The following is a 15,420-nucleotide window of genomic DNA, read 5'->3' on the forward strand; positions in this document are numbered from 1 at the left end:
TATAAATGAATCGATAAAAATATTAGAAGCAAATCCATTCAGAAATTATACGCTTAACAAATAAAGTATATAACGTGTTTATTTACAATACTTTTTGCGAGAAAAATTAATTTAAAAAACTACTATTGAAACCGAGCGGCAGTAGATCTGCTAAAGAATTGCACTCTATAACACTACCTGTCTCTCCCATTAATAAAATTTTAATCGGTTGGCCCTGCCTAAATTCATACTCAGAAATCGCCTGTCTGCAATTACCACAAGGGGCTGCAGGTTCACTTACTTCATGATTTAAAGATGCAGCTGTAATTGCAATTGCCTTGATTTTCATTCCTGGATATTTCGCACCTGCATAAAACACAGCTACCCTTTCTGCACACAAACCTGAGGGATAAGATGCATTTTCTTGATTATTACCCTCTATAATTTCTCCGTTTTCCAACAAAACGGAAGCGCCAACATTAAAACTTGAATAAGGCGCATAAGCTCTCTGCCTTGCACTGACAGCGGCCGACATTAAATTTTGGTCATCACTTTTCAGTTCATTGAACGAATCATATACCGTAACATCAAAACTTATCTTCTTTTTGTTGACCATGTTTTATTTTTATGTTTCAATCTACAAATATATATCTGGTGGCTATATAAATTTACCTTTAAAAAAATTACCACATAAAAAAACCTGCAATTGCAGGTTTTTTTTATATTCTTATAATCTATTTTAAAGCCTAATCGTTGTAAAATTCTTCTCCTAAATTAAAGGTAAGAGAAAAACGTAGTGTATTCTCTAGGGGATTTCTAACCTGAGAGGTAGAGAACAAATAAGATAAATCTACTTGTGCAGCCTTAAATTTAAAGCCAGCACCTAAGGTGAAAAACTTTCTAGAACCTTTCTCTTCACTTTCATTAAAATAACCTGTTCTAATCATAAAGGCATCTTGATACACATATTCTGCACCTAAAGCCCAAGTAAATTCTTTTAACTCTTCACTAAAACCATCTGGTGCATCAGAGAATGAATTAAAAATACCACTGAATCCACTTTCGTTCTGGTAAATATCATTATCAGCAGCGTCTACATCGCCATCACCATCATAATCTTGTGGTGTAGGAACTAGCAACTTGGTAAATTCTGTTGTAATACCAATAACATTGTCTTGATCTAATATAAAATCAAACCCACCACCAAAACTTAATTTACTTGGTAAAAAGTTTTCTTGTCCGCCAGCATCATACTGAATTTTCCCCCCAATATTTGAAAGGTTGAAACCTGCTCTCCATCTACCATCAAAATTACTGTAAGCTATTTCGTCAGACCTATAATAACCTGCTACATCTACTGCAAACGATCCCGCAGCTTGAGAATCTTCGGTACCGTTTTGAGGCAATCTTAAATTAGACCTAATATATCTACCACCAACGGCCATAGAAAAAGTCGGACTCAATTTTAAAGAGTACGAACCATCTAGCGCTAATTCATTTGGTTTAGCAATTGTACCCGGGTCATTTGCAAATTGTCTTAATTCTATTTCACCTAAAGTAAAATATCGTAAACTTAAAGCAAACGCACTTTGTTCATCTAGTTTATTATAAAAACTAGCGTTCAATAATGAAATATCGGTGATTATACTTTCTAAATATGGAGTATAACTAATACCTATACCCATTTTACGGTCTGCAAAAGCAAACTTAGCAGGATTCCATTGTTGGGAAAAGGCATCTGTAGACGTTGCCACACCCATGTCACCCATACCCGCAGATCTTGCATCTGCTGCAATTGTTAGAAAAGGTACAGCTGTGGTTATAACACGTTGATTATCTTGTGCGAAAATTTTACCTACAAACAATACAATGAAAATTATTGAGATTTTTCTCATCAGAATTAATTCTTTAATTAATAAAAACTAAATATACCTTATAAATATATTTACAATAGTTATTTTACATCTAAACGCTGTTTTTCCCGTTATCTTGCATAAGCAACAAGAATTTTGTGCGAATTTGCCCGCAAAGCAATCTACCATCTATTTTACACCTTCTTCCACTATAAAAAATAACACTTATATATACTTTCAAAAAGAAATATTCAAAACCATACTAATTAATCGTTTTAAGCGTTTACCTAATTAAGCGAGCCTAAATTTATTGACAGTTCGATATGAGATTTTTAAAATTATTTTTAATTGTAAAATAATCTCATAAAAACACCGTTCTATTGAGCGAAAGTGACAAACAAATTAAAAGAAATTATAGTATCATATTCTGTAGCGACCAAACTACTATAGTATATGTAAATTGAACTCAAGTCCTAATTATGAAAAAACATTTAATAAAAGTTGTACTCTCATGCACGGTATTAGTAGGAGGTTTTACAGTAAGTAGCTGTTCGAAATCCTCATCTGGAAAAAATACCTCTAGAGCTACAGGTTGGAAGATAAATGCCAAAGAAGGTGGTTTTCAATACAATACCGACTTTAAAGAGCAAGAAACTGCTCCAGGCTTGGTGTTTGTTGAAGGTGGTACATTTACTAAAGGTAAAGTACAAGATGATGTAATGCATGATTGGAACAATACCCCAACTGCACAACATGTACAGTCTTTTTATATGGATGAGACTGAGGTAACTAACGTCATGTATCTAGAATACCTTGACTATTTAAAAAGTGTTTACCCTCCAGAAAATCCGAAATATACTAATATCTATGTTGGTGCATTACCTGATACTTTAGTATGGAGAAACAGATTAGGTTTCAACGAAACTATGACAAATAATTACCTGAGACACCCAGCATATGCAGAATACCCTGTGGTAGGAGTTAACTGGATACAAGCAACACAATTTGCAGAATGGAGAACCGATCGTGTAAACGAGGTTATGTTAGAAAGAGAAGGTTACTTATCTGAAGATGCAAAATACCAAGCATCTACAGGTGAAGTTCAAGGTACTTTTAGTACTGAGGCTTACTTAAACAGACCAGAATCTGTTTATAACGGACAAATTGATTCTTTACAAGGAAAGCAGAAAAAAGATAGTACATCTACTTTTGCAAAAAGAAGTAGTGGTATTATTATGCCAGAATATAGATTACCTACTGAAACTGAATGGGAATATGCTGCTCAAGCACAGGTTGGTCAAAGAGAATATAATAACTATAGAGGTAGAAAAAAATACCCTTGGGAAGGTGATTATACTCGTAACGGACAACGTGTAGGTAGAGGTGACCAATTAGCGAACTTTAAGCAAGGCAAAGGTGATTATGGCGGAATCGCAGGTTGGTCTGATGATGGTGCCGATATTACCGCACAAGTAATGTCTTACAAGCCTAACGATTTAGGTCTTTATGACATGGCTGGTAACGTTGCCGAATGGACTGCTGATGTTTACCGACCAATAGTTGATGACGAAGTAAGTGATTTTAACTACTACAGAGGTAACATATACATGAAAAGCGCAATAGGCGAAGATGGTAAAGTAAACATCTTAAGGGATACTATTGTTTTTGACACTTTACCGAACGGAAAAGTAGTTGCAGTAAATTTACCAGGTGAAATTAAAATGGTAGCTGTTGATGAAGAAGAAACATATTTAAGAACAAATTTCTCTTCTAGTGATAACAGAGGATATAGAGATGGTGATTCTGGATCTTCAAGATTTTACGACAGATTTAATGACGGCGAAGAAGAAGACCCAAACAAAAAAATGTATAACTCTCCTAAGCATTCAGTTGAAAGAGATTCATTAGGTAATCTTGTTAAAGGTTTTGACGTTTCAAACAACAGAACTACGTTAATTAATGATGAAGTTAGAGTTTTCAAAGGTGGTTCTTGGAGAGATAGAGCGTATTGGTTGGATCCAGCACAAAGAAGATACTTGCCAGAATATATGGCGACTGATTACATTGGCTTTAGATGTGCAATGTCTAGAGTTGGTTCTAAGTCAAAAACAAAGAACAAAACAGTTAGAGGAAAAAAAGCTAAATAATTTTTCTCTTTACAAACTAAAAAAAGCCCCTTTCTTAAGGGGCTTTTTTTTATCTTCGATTTTATGAAAATTCAAGATTTACATTCCGCTTTTTTAGCGAACCCTTCTATAAGTACCGATACCAGAAAAATTAAAGCTAACGATATATTCTTTGCTTTAAAAGGTGATAATTATAATGGCAATATGTATGCTCAAAAAGCTCTTGATAGCGGAGCAAGCATTGTCATTATCGATGAAAAAGAATATCTAATTGACGATAGAACAATTCTTGTTAAAGATGTATTGACGGCGCTACAACATCTTGCGAATTTTCATAGAAAACAATCTAAAGCGCAAGTTATAAGTCTTACCGGTAGCAATGGTAAAACCACCACTAAAGAACTAATTAATGCCGTTTTAAGGACCACTTACAAAACTATAGCTACTAAGGGAAATCTCAATAACCATATAGGTGTTCCATTGACATTATTGACTATTGAACCCGATACTGAAATTGCAATTATTGAAATGGGCGCAAATCACATTAAAGAAATCGAATTTCTTTGCAAAATTGCTGAACCAGATTTTGGGTATATCACAAATTTTGGAAAAGCACATTTAGAGGGCTTTGGAGGTGTTGAAGGCGTTATTAAGGGAAAAAGCGAATTATATAAATATCTCACCTCTCATAAAAAAGGAATTTTTTTAAATGCTGACGACCCTATTCAAAAAACTAAGCTAAGCACTTACACGAAAAAATTTGGTTTTAGCTCTGAGGATTCTAAATACTATATTATTAAATTACTGGAGGCTCAACCATTTGTTCACCTGTTAGTAGAAGACGTCCATATGGAGACTAATTTAATTGGCACGTACAACTTCTCGAACTGTTGTGCTGCAATTGTAATGGCAAAATATTTCAATGTTGAGTTAAATGATATAAAAAAGGCGCTTGAAAAATATACTCCGGATAATAATAGATCTCAAATATTAAATAAAAGCGGGCATTATATTGTTTTAGATGCCTATAATGCCAACCCTTCTAGTATGACTGTCGCATTAGAAAACTTTAATTCTTTAAATAAGAAACGAAAAGTTTTAATTCTGGGTGATATGTTCGAATTAGGCGAGTCTGCAAAAGAAGAACATCAAAATATTTCAGACTTAGCAACGAGCTTAAATTTTGAAGAAGTGATATTGGTTGGAGAGAATTTTTATCTAACGGATTCTAGCGCAACTAGATTAAATAATTTCGAAGAATTGAAATCTCACCTAAATAAAAACCCTTTACAACCTAAATCTTCTATATTGATTAAAGGTTCTAGGGGAATGGCTTTAGAGCGTGTTTTAGAGAATTTGTAATATTTAATTTATAACTTTTATTATGCTACCACAAGTCAACATTTTGTCGCCGAAATAAGGATTCTTAATAGCCTTATCTAAACTTAACCAGTCTCCACCAGTATTATTATCTGCCATAGGGCAATGCTGAATGTAAATAGGGTTACCGTAATCAGTTATTTGAGAAGATATAAAGATAATAGCATTTGACAGATTCTTAAATTCTAAACGATTCTTCTCCAAATCTTTACTCTTTTCAATAATTACAAGCGATGTGAGGGCAGATTTAATATTACCCTGAAGATTATTATCCATTCCTGTTTGATTTACTAAAACCAATGCTTTATAAAGTTTTTCGGCGAGCAATGTTGAATTAATAGAATTCGATTCAACCAATGCATCCTTAAAATCAAAATAAACTTTTAAGGCTTCCTTCAAGTTTTGGTTCTGTTCTAAAGTCAATTTATTTAGATGTTCTTCATGCTTTGCATTTTGGCTTATTTCAAGATTATTAGAATACATCATTGAATTCTTGCCTTGTAATTGCGCTGCAGCATCAATTACAAAAGCACCATTAGTGACAATTTCATCACCTGTTTGTAATCCTTCCAATACTATGTAATTCTTACCAACAGATTCACCCAACTGAACTTGTAACATTTCAAATTCAGGTATATTGGCATTTACCTTTTTATAGACAACAGACCGTTCACCCGTCCAAAGAACGGCACTCTTCGGCACCATTAACAGTTTTTCATCGGCACCTTCGACATTTACCTTACCTTCAACAAACATACCCGGCTTCCATTTTCCATCTTTATTTGAAATATCGGCTCTAACAGAAACTACTCTACTTCCCCTATCCAGTAAAGGCTCTATGAAAGATATTGTTGCTTTAAGAGAAGTTCCTTTAAATGCTTCTGACACTATTTCAATTTGTTGTCCTATTTTCAATAGTGGCATCTGATTTTCGTATGCTTGAAAAACCGCCCATACTGTTGATAGACGAGATACCTTAAACAAAGGATCACCTTGTTTGAAATAATTACCCTCAGACGCTATAATTTCTACTACTGTCCCCGCTACATCAGCTACCAAAGGAAAATTCTGAATAGGCTTACCACTCTTTAATAAATCATCTATCTGTTTGTCTGTTAATTTCCAAAGCCCCAGAGTATTTCTTGCTGCAGCATATAGTTTTTCATGCGTATCTTTATATGACGCAGAGGTAAGTAATTTATCTTGAGCCAAGTACAAATCTGGACTATAAATTGTTCCTATAACCTGACCCTTTCTTACATATTCACCTATATAATTAACTTCTAACTTATCTAATCTACCATCAAACAATGTGGTTTGGGTAGCATTTGTTTTATCATTGGATGTAATCTCTCCAGACAGGGTTACTTGTCCATTTTGTGCACTAAAACCAATAATACTAGTTTGTACATTTGCCAATGCAACTGCACGTTCACTCATTTGAAAACTATTATCGAACTGAGTATTAAAATCAACACGCCTTTTCACTAAATCCATTCTGCAGATTGGACAAGTTCCTTTTTCATCACTGTCAACATTTGGGTGCATTGAACACGTAAATGTGATTTTATCAACAGAGTTCTCTACTTCTATGGATTTATTAGTATCTGATTCGCCAAAAAACCAATACCCCAATAGTAGGCCAAAAAGCAATACCACCAAATAGACTGCGTATTTTTTATATTTCGCTAAGCTCTCCATCGCATTATTTTTTTTCCAATTTCAATTCTTGCCAAAAACTATATAATACAGGCACAATTAATAATGTTACCAGAGCAACCAACATTCCGCCAAAAGCGGGTATAGCCATCGGTATCATTATATCTTTACCATGACCTTTTGCCGTTAGTACAGGTAAAAGTGCCAATAAAGTAGTTGCCGTAGTCATTAAACATGGTCGAATTCTCTTTTTACCTGCATTCAATACAGCTGCTCTAATTTCTTTAACTGATGTTGGTTTTTTTTCTGCAAAACTTTGTTTTAAATAAGTTGCTATTACTACACCATCATCAGTTGCAATACCAAACAAGGCAATAAAACCGACCCAAACGGCAACACTCATATTTATGGTTCTAACATTAAATACACTTCTTAAATCATTTCCTAAAAAACTAAAGTTTAAAAACCAACTTTGTCCATAAAGCCACAATAACATAAAACCACCTGCAAAGGCAACAGCTACTCCTGAAAATATCATTAAAGACACCGCTAACGACCTGAATTGCAGGTATAATATAAACAATATAGCAAGTAGTACTAACGGTATAATTAAAGATAAGGTTTTCTCTGCATGAACATTATTTTCGTATGTACCTGCAAACCTGTAACGCACACCATCAGGAACAATTAATTCCCCTTTTACTATTTTTTCTTCAACAATACGCTTTACCTCTTCTACCACAGTTACCTCGGCCAAACCCTCGATTTTATCAAACAAAACATAGCCTGTTAAAAACCCATCCTCGCTTTTTATCATTTGAGGACCCTTTTCGAATTTAATATTCGCCAATTCGGAAAAAGGTACAGAACTACCATCTGGCAATGAAACGATTATATTTTGTAAATCTTTAGGATCAGACCTTAACTCTCTAGGATATCGAATAGTTACATCGAAACGCTCTCGACCTTCAATTGTTTGAGTCAATACTTTGCCTCCAATTGCAGATTCCAATATTTCTTGTAATTCATTTATGGTCACTCCATATCTCGCGGCCCTATCTCTATCAAAGACAACATTTATATAAGGTTTTGCAATAATTCTATCGGAAAAAACAGAGGCTTCATCTATTTCTTTTATTTGTTTTAATTCTTTTTCTAATTCATAGCCGAATTTTTCAATAGCTTCTAAATTAGGTCCGAAAATTTTAATGCCCATTGATGAACGCATACCAGTTTGAAGCATTACCAGCCTAGTTTCTATTGGTTGTAATTTGGGCGCAGAGGTAACGCCAGGTATATTGGTGATTTTTACTATTTCATCCCAAATATCATCTGCACTATTTATATGTGAACGCCAATTTCTAAAATGTTCACCGTCGTTATCAACGATTAAATTATTTTGAGAAGTACCTGAACCAGCAGAAACAAAACCTCCGCTTTTTGTATAAAACTTACCATCTTCTGAAGTTTTGAACGCAAGTGGAATTCCACTCTCATCTAACATAAATTCAGTTTTATAGATTATGACGTTTTCAAACATTGATAAGGGTGCAGGGTCTAATGCCGAATTAACGCGACCCGCCTTACCAATAACAGTTTCAATTTCAGGAATAGAAGCAACTGCCATATCTAATTGCTGCAATATTTTTTTATTTTCAGAAATACCAGAATGAGCTGTAGAAGTTGGCATTAACAAAAACGACCCTTCATTTAATTTTGGCATAAACTCTTTACCAATAGACACATATACCAATGAGCCCAATATCAATAAAAATAAAGGGATGCTCAAGAAAGCTAATTTATGAGCCATTGCCCAAAGTAATATTTTTTCGTAAAATTTATGAAAAGCATATAGCATACTTAAAATGGAAAAGGTGGCTAGCAACACAAATATCAAATCTGAAAAATAATTATTATCATACCCTAACGGATTCCAATAATAAGTAAGAATAAGTAGTATCGACGACACTACATATACAATTCTTATGCGTATAAAATACTTTTTATCGACTACCCCATATTCTTTTAAAAAGTTCAAAATCCTTAAACCTACTAGCACCAAACCTATCCAAAAACCAGACAACATTAATATTAGACCAAGTACACCTATTAGATAAGAACTAATGTTTTTTATCTTAAATTCTTTAAAACTAATACTATACCATTTAGCAATTATTGGAGGAATTACGAACAATGACAATAACATGGCCGCAAGTAAAGCTGCTGTTTTTGTAAAAGCAAGAGGCGAAAATAATCTACCTTCTTCACCAGTTAAAGCAAATACAGGAATAAAACTTAAAATTGTGGTTAAACCTGCGGTTACGATGGCCCCCGAAACTTCGCTAACACCTTCAATTACTACATCATCAATTGAATTACCGGTTTTATCTAGCTCCAGTTTGCGAACAATATTTTCCGATAAAATAATACCTAAATCGACCATGGTACCTATGGCAATCGCAATACCCGACAAGGCGACAATATTTGCCTCAACACCAAATAACTTCATAGCAATAAAAACCACAAGCACCGCTACAGGTAATAATGCAGAGATTATGATGGATATTTTTAAATTACGCAGCATTATTAAGACTACTAATATTGCTATTAATATCTCTAAATACAGTGCCGAACTTAATGTACCCAAAGTACTTTTTATAAGCTCTGTTCTATCATAAAATGGAACAATGGTCAATTTAGAAATAGAACCATTATCAAGTTTTTTAGATGGCATGCCTTTGCCTAATTCCTTTATTTTTTGTTTGACAGATTCAATTACTTTTTGAGGATTTGAACCATATCTACTTACAACGACACCACCTACAACTTCAGCGCCTTCCTTATCGAGAATACCTCTTCGTTCTTTTGGACCCAAGGCTACATTGGCAATATCTTTTACTCTTATAGGAACAAAATCATTTGAAACTACCACAGTACTTTCGATATCAGCTATTTTTTGTACCAAACCTAAGCCCCGAATCAAATATTCTGCGTTATTAATTTCTATGGTATTTGCACCGACATTTTTATTCGTTTCTTTAACTGCCTTTACAACATCTTTTAAAGAAATTTGATATTGACGCATAAGTTGAGGGTTCACCTCAATTTGATACTCTTGAACATGACCACCAATAGAAGCTACTTCGGCAACATCATCTGCCGAAGAAAGTATATTTTTAACATAAAAGTCTTGCACTTTTCTTAATTCATGCAAATCCCAACCACCCGTAACATTCCCATCTTCATCTCTTCCCTCAATAGTATACCAAAATAATTGACCCAAAGCATTTGCATCAGGTCCAAGTTTTGGAGTGACACCTTTAGGCAATAAATCTGACGGCAAACTACTCAGCTTTTCTAAGATTCGGCTACGACTCCAATAGAACTCAACATCATCGTCGAAAATTAAATAAATAGTTGAAAATCCGAACATTGAAGAGCTACGCACCGACTTTACGCCGGGAAGCCCCAATAGATTAGAGGTTAGAGGGTAAGTGACTTGATCTTCAATATCTTGAGGTGATTGACCTTCCCATTCCGTATATACTATTTGTTGATTATCCCCTAGATTAGGAATAGCATCTACCGATACCGGATTTGAACCAACAAGTATATCATTCTCAGTAAATGGAGTACTCATTAAACCCCATACCGAAAGAACTAATAACATAACAAATGCTATTAGCTTATTCTGTACAAGATATTTAATCAAACCGTTTAGCATAAACCTTATAAACCTCCTTGTTCATTATAAACAATAAGCCTCTGTCAATAAACGTAGGAAACAAGTATAGATTGTAGATAGAAGACAACTAATTATTCAATGTTTTAATCATAAATAATGCCTTCAATAAATAACTATACTTTATGAAAAATTGTGGGATATACTGGATTCGAACCGGTGACCTCTGCCCTGTCAAGGCAGCGCTCTAAACCAACTGAGCTAATATCCCTTTAAAATTTATTATAAGAGGATAAAGATACTACATATCCTATTTTAAAATGAAGTGATAAAAATAAAATCATTCGATTTGATTTTATCTTCATTAAAAATAATCGAATAAGGCAACTATACCATTATAAGAAATTACACAAGAAAAGAAAAGTGCCGCGAATAGACCAATATTTAGCCATGTACCTGCCTTATAAATGGTCATTAATCCTTTATTATTGATTAAGAGAATTATGCCGATTATTACTAAGGGTAATACAAATACATTAAAAACTTGGGATAGTATCTGCATTTCAATAGGGTTTGCCCCATAAACAGGTACAATTAAAGCAAATACGCAGGCAATCGCCGTTATAATTCTAAATTGCTTTGAATTGGTATCTAATACACCAGATTGATAATCTGCCAACAATATCGGTGCAATTAACAAACAAGGAAATATTGAAGATAAACCCGCACTTAGGGTACCAAAAAAGAACAGTGTAAGCGCAAATTTACCTGCGACAGGCTCTAATGTATTCACCATGTCCAATACTTGGGTTACGGGTTTCCCTTGATGAAATAACGCTCCGCATGCCACAGCCATTACAGATGCACTAATGAAGAACACCAACGTTGCCGCAATTATCGCATCTTTCTTTTGTTGCGAACGATTTTTTATCGTCCATCCTTTTCCTTTTACAAAAAGTGGACGCGACAGAAAAGTTGCTGCCGCCATTGTAGTACCCACAAAAGCAGCTACCATCATTTGACCTCCTTCCACTTTCGGAATTGTTGGTATCAACCCCTTCGCTACCTCAACAGGTAAAGGATATACCATGAACAAAGAAATAATAAACGAGAGCCCCATAATCGTGACAAAAATGACAAGTATTTTCTCAAAGAAGGCATATTTACCGACCATTAAGAACCCATAAAACACCACTATTACAACAATAGCTATTGACAATACTGCTTCATATTTAAGGTCTGCTAAACTTGGAAAATATATTAGAAAAATCTCGTAAATGATATTGGCGGAAATACCTAAAATCCCCATTAAGGAATTCCACTGACCAAATGATATACCTAAAATTATAAGGATCGCAATTAACTTACCCCATTTTAAATGTTTCTTAAATGCATACAGTGCTGTTTCGCCCGTAACTAATGCAAAATTCCCGTATGCATACATTAACAACCCCGAAAAAATACAACTGAGAAGAAGCACCCATAAAAGTTGCATGCCATATGTACTACCAGCTACGATCATTGAAGTTACGCTACCGGTACCTATGGTATAGCCTATGGCAAAAATACCTGGTCCAAAAGCGAGAACTACCGCCAATATTTTTTCCCAGATTGATAGTTTAATTGGCTTGCTCATCTATTTGTAATTTAAGTTTGGAGGTAGATATTGTAATTGATGGGATTCAGTTTAGGTGTTCAGCTCGGTTGAACACTTATTGTAATAATTATTTGAATCTATACTTTTTAATTGAAATAGAACAAGCATTTCTAATTTAAGCGAAGCTTAGTTTGAACCATCGCATAAATGTTAGAGAGTTTTATTTAACAATGCTAATCTAAGCGTACTCAGTAAGAAAATATTTTAAATATTATAACAATACTGGTAAAGGTTTTTGAAATGCACTTTCATTTTTTCTCTTGCTAATTGCGGATTTTGCTCATTGATAGCATCAAAAATATCTTGATGTTCTTGAATACCTTTAAAAGCCATGTCTTTATCGCAAACATGGTATTTTTCAAAATTGGTCAATATCTCTGGTATAATAATAAGCATGAAAGTGTTTAAGGTACTATTTCCGCTTGCCTTTGCTATGGCCAAATGAAATAATAAATCTTCTTGAACTGCATCTTCTGCATTTTCAACTTTTTGCTTATACGCTTCTAACGAGTTTTTTAATCGCTTTAAGTCGTCTTTGGTTCTTCTTCTAGCTGCCAGTCTAACCGTTTTAAGTTCTAGCAATATTCTTGTTTCCACTAAAGATTTAAAATCTGGCTCTTCTAATCTTAAAATTTCATTGACCATACCATTCATAGCGATCTGCCCAATATCTGCTACAAAGGTTCCGCTTTGTGGTTTTGATATTAAAATTCCATAAAACTCTAATTTTTGAATCGCCTCACGAACACTCGTTCTACTAACCCCAAATTTATCTGAAAGGGATCTCTCGGAAGGTAATTTATCACCAGGCTCGAGATTTTTATGATTCATTAAATCTCGAATCTGAATTACAATATCATTTTGTATTTCTTGGTTTTCGGTCCTTGTGAGGATTTCTATTTTCATATATAGCTTGTCATTAATAGAAAAATGATTAGTAAAACAGTTTGCTGAAAATTAGTTACACAAATGAACAATTGTGTAAAATTAGCTTTCAACGTATTATTACTCAGTTCTAAACCCTAAGGTTAAATGAAGTTTACCGGCCTAAAAAAGACCAGTAAATTCATTTCAACAAATTTAACTCAAACAACTTTCTTATTTACATTAAGTATATTAATCGTTAAATACTAATGTGTTACTTCTAATTCGTAATATTTAACTTTAGCAGAAGCTCCGGCATCAAGGGTTTGCAAATAGTTACCTGCTTTAAAATAATTTTCAAAAACACCCCATTTTTCCATATGAATGTCTTCATAAACCACAGATTCGGTTTCATTTAAGATGACCTCCATTCTACCATTAGAGGCAATAATTTCAAATGTAAAAATGTCTGTACCTATTTCATCAGGGAATGTGTAACCTTCATCATCGCCCCAAGCATCGGTATGTAATATTTCTTCATCTGATGCATTAATATTCTTTAGCACTTTTGTTTTAACCCTAATTTTTCCATCTTGCCAATATATTTTTAATATCGGAGGAGCATTATTATCATTCTCACCAATTAAATCTCGTTGAGCATTGGTTAACCTACCATGAATTTGCATAACCATAGTTCTATGATAATCTCCACTTGCATCTGTTGTTATTTCTGGTACTGACAAAGTACCTTTCATTCTACCACCTTCTGCAAAAGTCCAATTTGTACTATTGCTCCCCGGCACCATTTGTTCTCTCAGCTCTGTTCTAGAATATGAAGAGTTCGCTGTTGAAGAACCTGGGGAGGTATAAAAAACTAATGAGCCATCTGTAGAATCATTATACATATATGGTATTAACTTTTCATCTGTAGCATAATCTAAAATCTCGGGTGGCTCAACCTCATCAGGACTACCGATAGGTAATGTCACTTTCCAATTGCTTAAATTAATATTTGACAAAAAGAAGTCTACCCCTTCTACCATTACTTCTTCTTCAACCTCTTCTTCTACTTCAGGCGCAGGTTTTTCTTCAACTTCTTCTTCTACCACTACCTCTGGAATAACTTCTGGTTCATTTACCTCAGCATCGTTACTACAACCATATATGGAAATTACAACAGCAAAAACTATAATGAACTGGTAGCTCATCTGTTTACTTACTTCTATTATTTTATTTAATATCATCTCTCTAATTATTTGTGCTTAACCTCAAGTTCATAAAAACTTACTTTTGCAAAAGAACCTTCATCTCTACTTTGAAAATAATTACCTGCTTTAAAGTAGTTTTCAAATATGCCCCAACGTTTCATATTAGCATCATCATAGACGGCAAATTCTGAATTATTGAGTGATACCACCATTTTACCATCGGTAACTTTAATTTCAATTTGAAATCTATCAAATCCTACTTCTTCTTCAAAATTAAATCCTTCATCATCTGTCCAAGCTTCTTCATGTAAAATGCCTACAGAATCCACACCAGAAAATTTGAGTTTTTTTGTTTTGACTCTGATTTTACCATTCTGCCAATAAATCTTTAATACAGGTGGTGCGTTATTATCTTTTTGACCTATTAAGTCTTTTTGCTCATTGGTTAATCTACCATGTATTTGCAAAATGATAATTTTATGATATTTACCATTACTATCTCTAGAAACCTCATCAACAGAAAGTTTTGCTTTCAAAGTACCGCCTTGACTAAATGTCCAATTGACATTATCATTACCCGGCACCATTTGCTCTCTAAGTTCTGACCTTGAATATTTAGTATTTGCTGTGGTCGCTGTAGTTGGATAAGCGTAAAATGTTAATGCCCCTTTCGTTGAATCATTGTACATATAAGGCTTTAAAGTCTCATTTGTACCATAATTCAAAATTTCGGGCGGTTCAACACTAATTGCGCCTCCTTTTCCTTTACCCTCAGGTATAGTAACCTTCCAATGGCTTAAATCAATCGTTGGTAGTTTTAGTTTTTTATTTTTTTTAACTTTTTCTCCTATCAAGTTAGAATCAGGATGGTCGCTTTTCTTCTTTTGTGCAGTAGCACTAAAAGTAATAGATAAAATCAATATTAAATTAACAAGAGTCCTTCTGTAAATTCTCATATTATTAAATTTCTTGAAGAAAGGTTAAAATCAGTGAATTTTAAATGTTGGAACTG

10 protein-coding genes and 1 tRNA gene are annotated in these 15,420 nt (G+C 33.9%); 2 read left to right on the forward strand and 9 right to left on the reverse strand.

Translation table 11 applies throughout. From position 1 onward, the window contains the following. Positions 1 to 106: 106 nt before the first annotated feature. Together cdd and porV are read right to left on the reverse strand one after the other, a co-directional pair. The gene (gene cdd / locus ACPF9A_RS05255) at positions 107 to 595 is read right to left on the reverse strand and encodes a cytidine deaminase (protein WP_424002311.1); all 489 of its coding nucleotides are present in this window, start codon (positions 593 to 595) and stop codon (positions 107 to 109) included. Between the two features lie 130 nt (positions 596 to 725). Further along, entirely contained in the window at positions 726 to 1,874 is a 1,149-nt protein-coding gene (gene porV / locus ACPF9A_RS05260) for a type IX secretion system outer membrane channel protein PorV (RefSeq protein WP_424002313.1), read from the reverse strand. A gap of 437 nt (positions 1,875 to 2,311) precedes the next feature. Here porV and gldJ point away from each other — a divergent pair, with 437 nt between their 5' ends. Both gldJ and ACPF9A_RS05270 read left to right on the forward strand, forming a co-directional pair. Then, the gene (gene gldJ / locus ACPF9A_RS05265) at positions 2,312 to 3,979 is read left to right on the forward strand and encodes a gliding motility lipoprotein GldJ (RefSeq protein WP_424002315.1); all 1,668 of its coding nucleotides are present in this window, start codon (positions 2,312 to 2,314) and stop codon (positions 3,977 to 3,979) included. A 63-nt stretch (positions 3,980 to 4,042) separates the two neighbouring features. After that, a complete protein-coding gene (locus ACPF9A_RS05270) occupies positions 4,043 to 5,320 on the forward strand; it encodes a UDP-N-acetylmuramoyl-tripeptide--D-alanyl-D-alanine ligase (protein ID WP_424002317.1) in 1,278 nt (425 codons plus the stop codon). 3 nt (positions 5,321 to 5,323) lie between these two features. Here ACPF9A_RS05270 and ACPF9A_RS05275 read toward each other — a convergent pair whose 3' ends face one another. The 7 genes from ACPF9A_RS05275 to ACPF9A_RS05305 all read right to left on the reverse strand — a co-directional run bounded on the left by ACPF9A_RS05275 (position 5,324) and on the right by ACPF9A_RS05305 (position 15,364). Continuing rightward, positions 5,324 to 7,039 carry an efflux RND transporter periplasmic adaptor subunit gene (locus ACPF9A_RS05275; RefSeq protein WP_424002319.1) on the reverse strand — a complete coding sequence of 572 codons (1,716 nt, stop codon included), beginning with the start codon at positions 7,037 to 7,039 and terminating at the stop codon, positions 5,324 to 5,326. Positions 7,040 to 7,043: 4 nt separating this feature from the next. Continuing rightward, positions 7,044 to 10,721 (reverse strand): efflux RND transporter permease subunit, encoded by a 3,678-nt coding sequence (locus ACPF9A_RS05280; RefSeq protein WP_424002321.1) that lies wholly within the window; start codon positions 10,719 to 10,721, stop codon positions 7,044 to 7,046. Between the two features lie 154 nt (positions 10,722 to 10,875). Next, positions 10,876 to 10,950: transfer RNA gene (locus ACPF9A_RS05285), tRNA-Val, on the reverse strand. Between the two features lie 93 nt (positions 10,951 to 11,043). Then, on the reverse strand, positions 11,044 to 12,315 hold the full coding sequence (locus ACPF9A_RS05290) for an Nramp family divalent metal transporter (protein ID WP_424002323.1): 1,272 nt from the start codon (positions 12,313 to 12,315) through the stop codon (positions 11,044 to 11,046). 225 nt (positions 12,316 to 12,540) lie between these two features. Continuing rightward, complete coding sequence (locus ACPF9A_RS05295; protein WP_424002325.1) at positions 12,541 to 13,242, reverse strand: FadR/GntR family transcriptional regulator; 702 nt, start codon at positions 13,240 to 13,242, stop codon at positions 12,541 to 12,543. A 224-nt stretch (positions 13,243 to 13,466) separates the two neighbouring features. Continuing rightward, positions 13,467 to 14,444, reverse strand: coding sequence for a polysaccharide lyase family 7 protein (locus tag ACPF9A_RS05300; protein ID WP_424002327.1), 978 nt, complete (start codon positions 14,442 to 14,444; stop codon positions 13,467 to 13,469). A gap of 8 nt (positions 14,445 to 14,452) precedes the next feature. Then, positions 14,453 to 15,364, reverse strand: a complete 912-nt coding sequence (locus ACPF9A_RS05305; RefSeq protein WP_424002329.1) for a polysaccharide lyase family 7 protein — start codon at positions 15,362 to 15,364, stop codon at positions 14,453 to 14,455. Positions 15,365 to 15,420: the final 56 nt, after the last annotated feature.

The sequence above is a fragment of the Maribacter sp. IgM3_T14_3 genome (assembly GCF_049603095.1).
In the GTDB taxonomy this organism is placed as follows: domain Bacteria; phylum Bacteroidota; class Bacteroidia; order Flavobacteriales; family Flavobacteriaceae; genus Maribacter.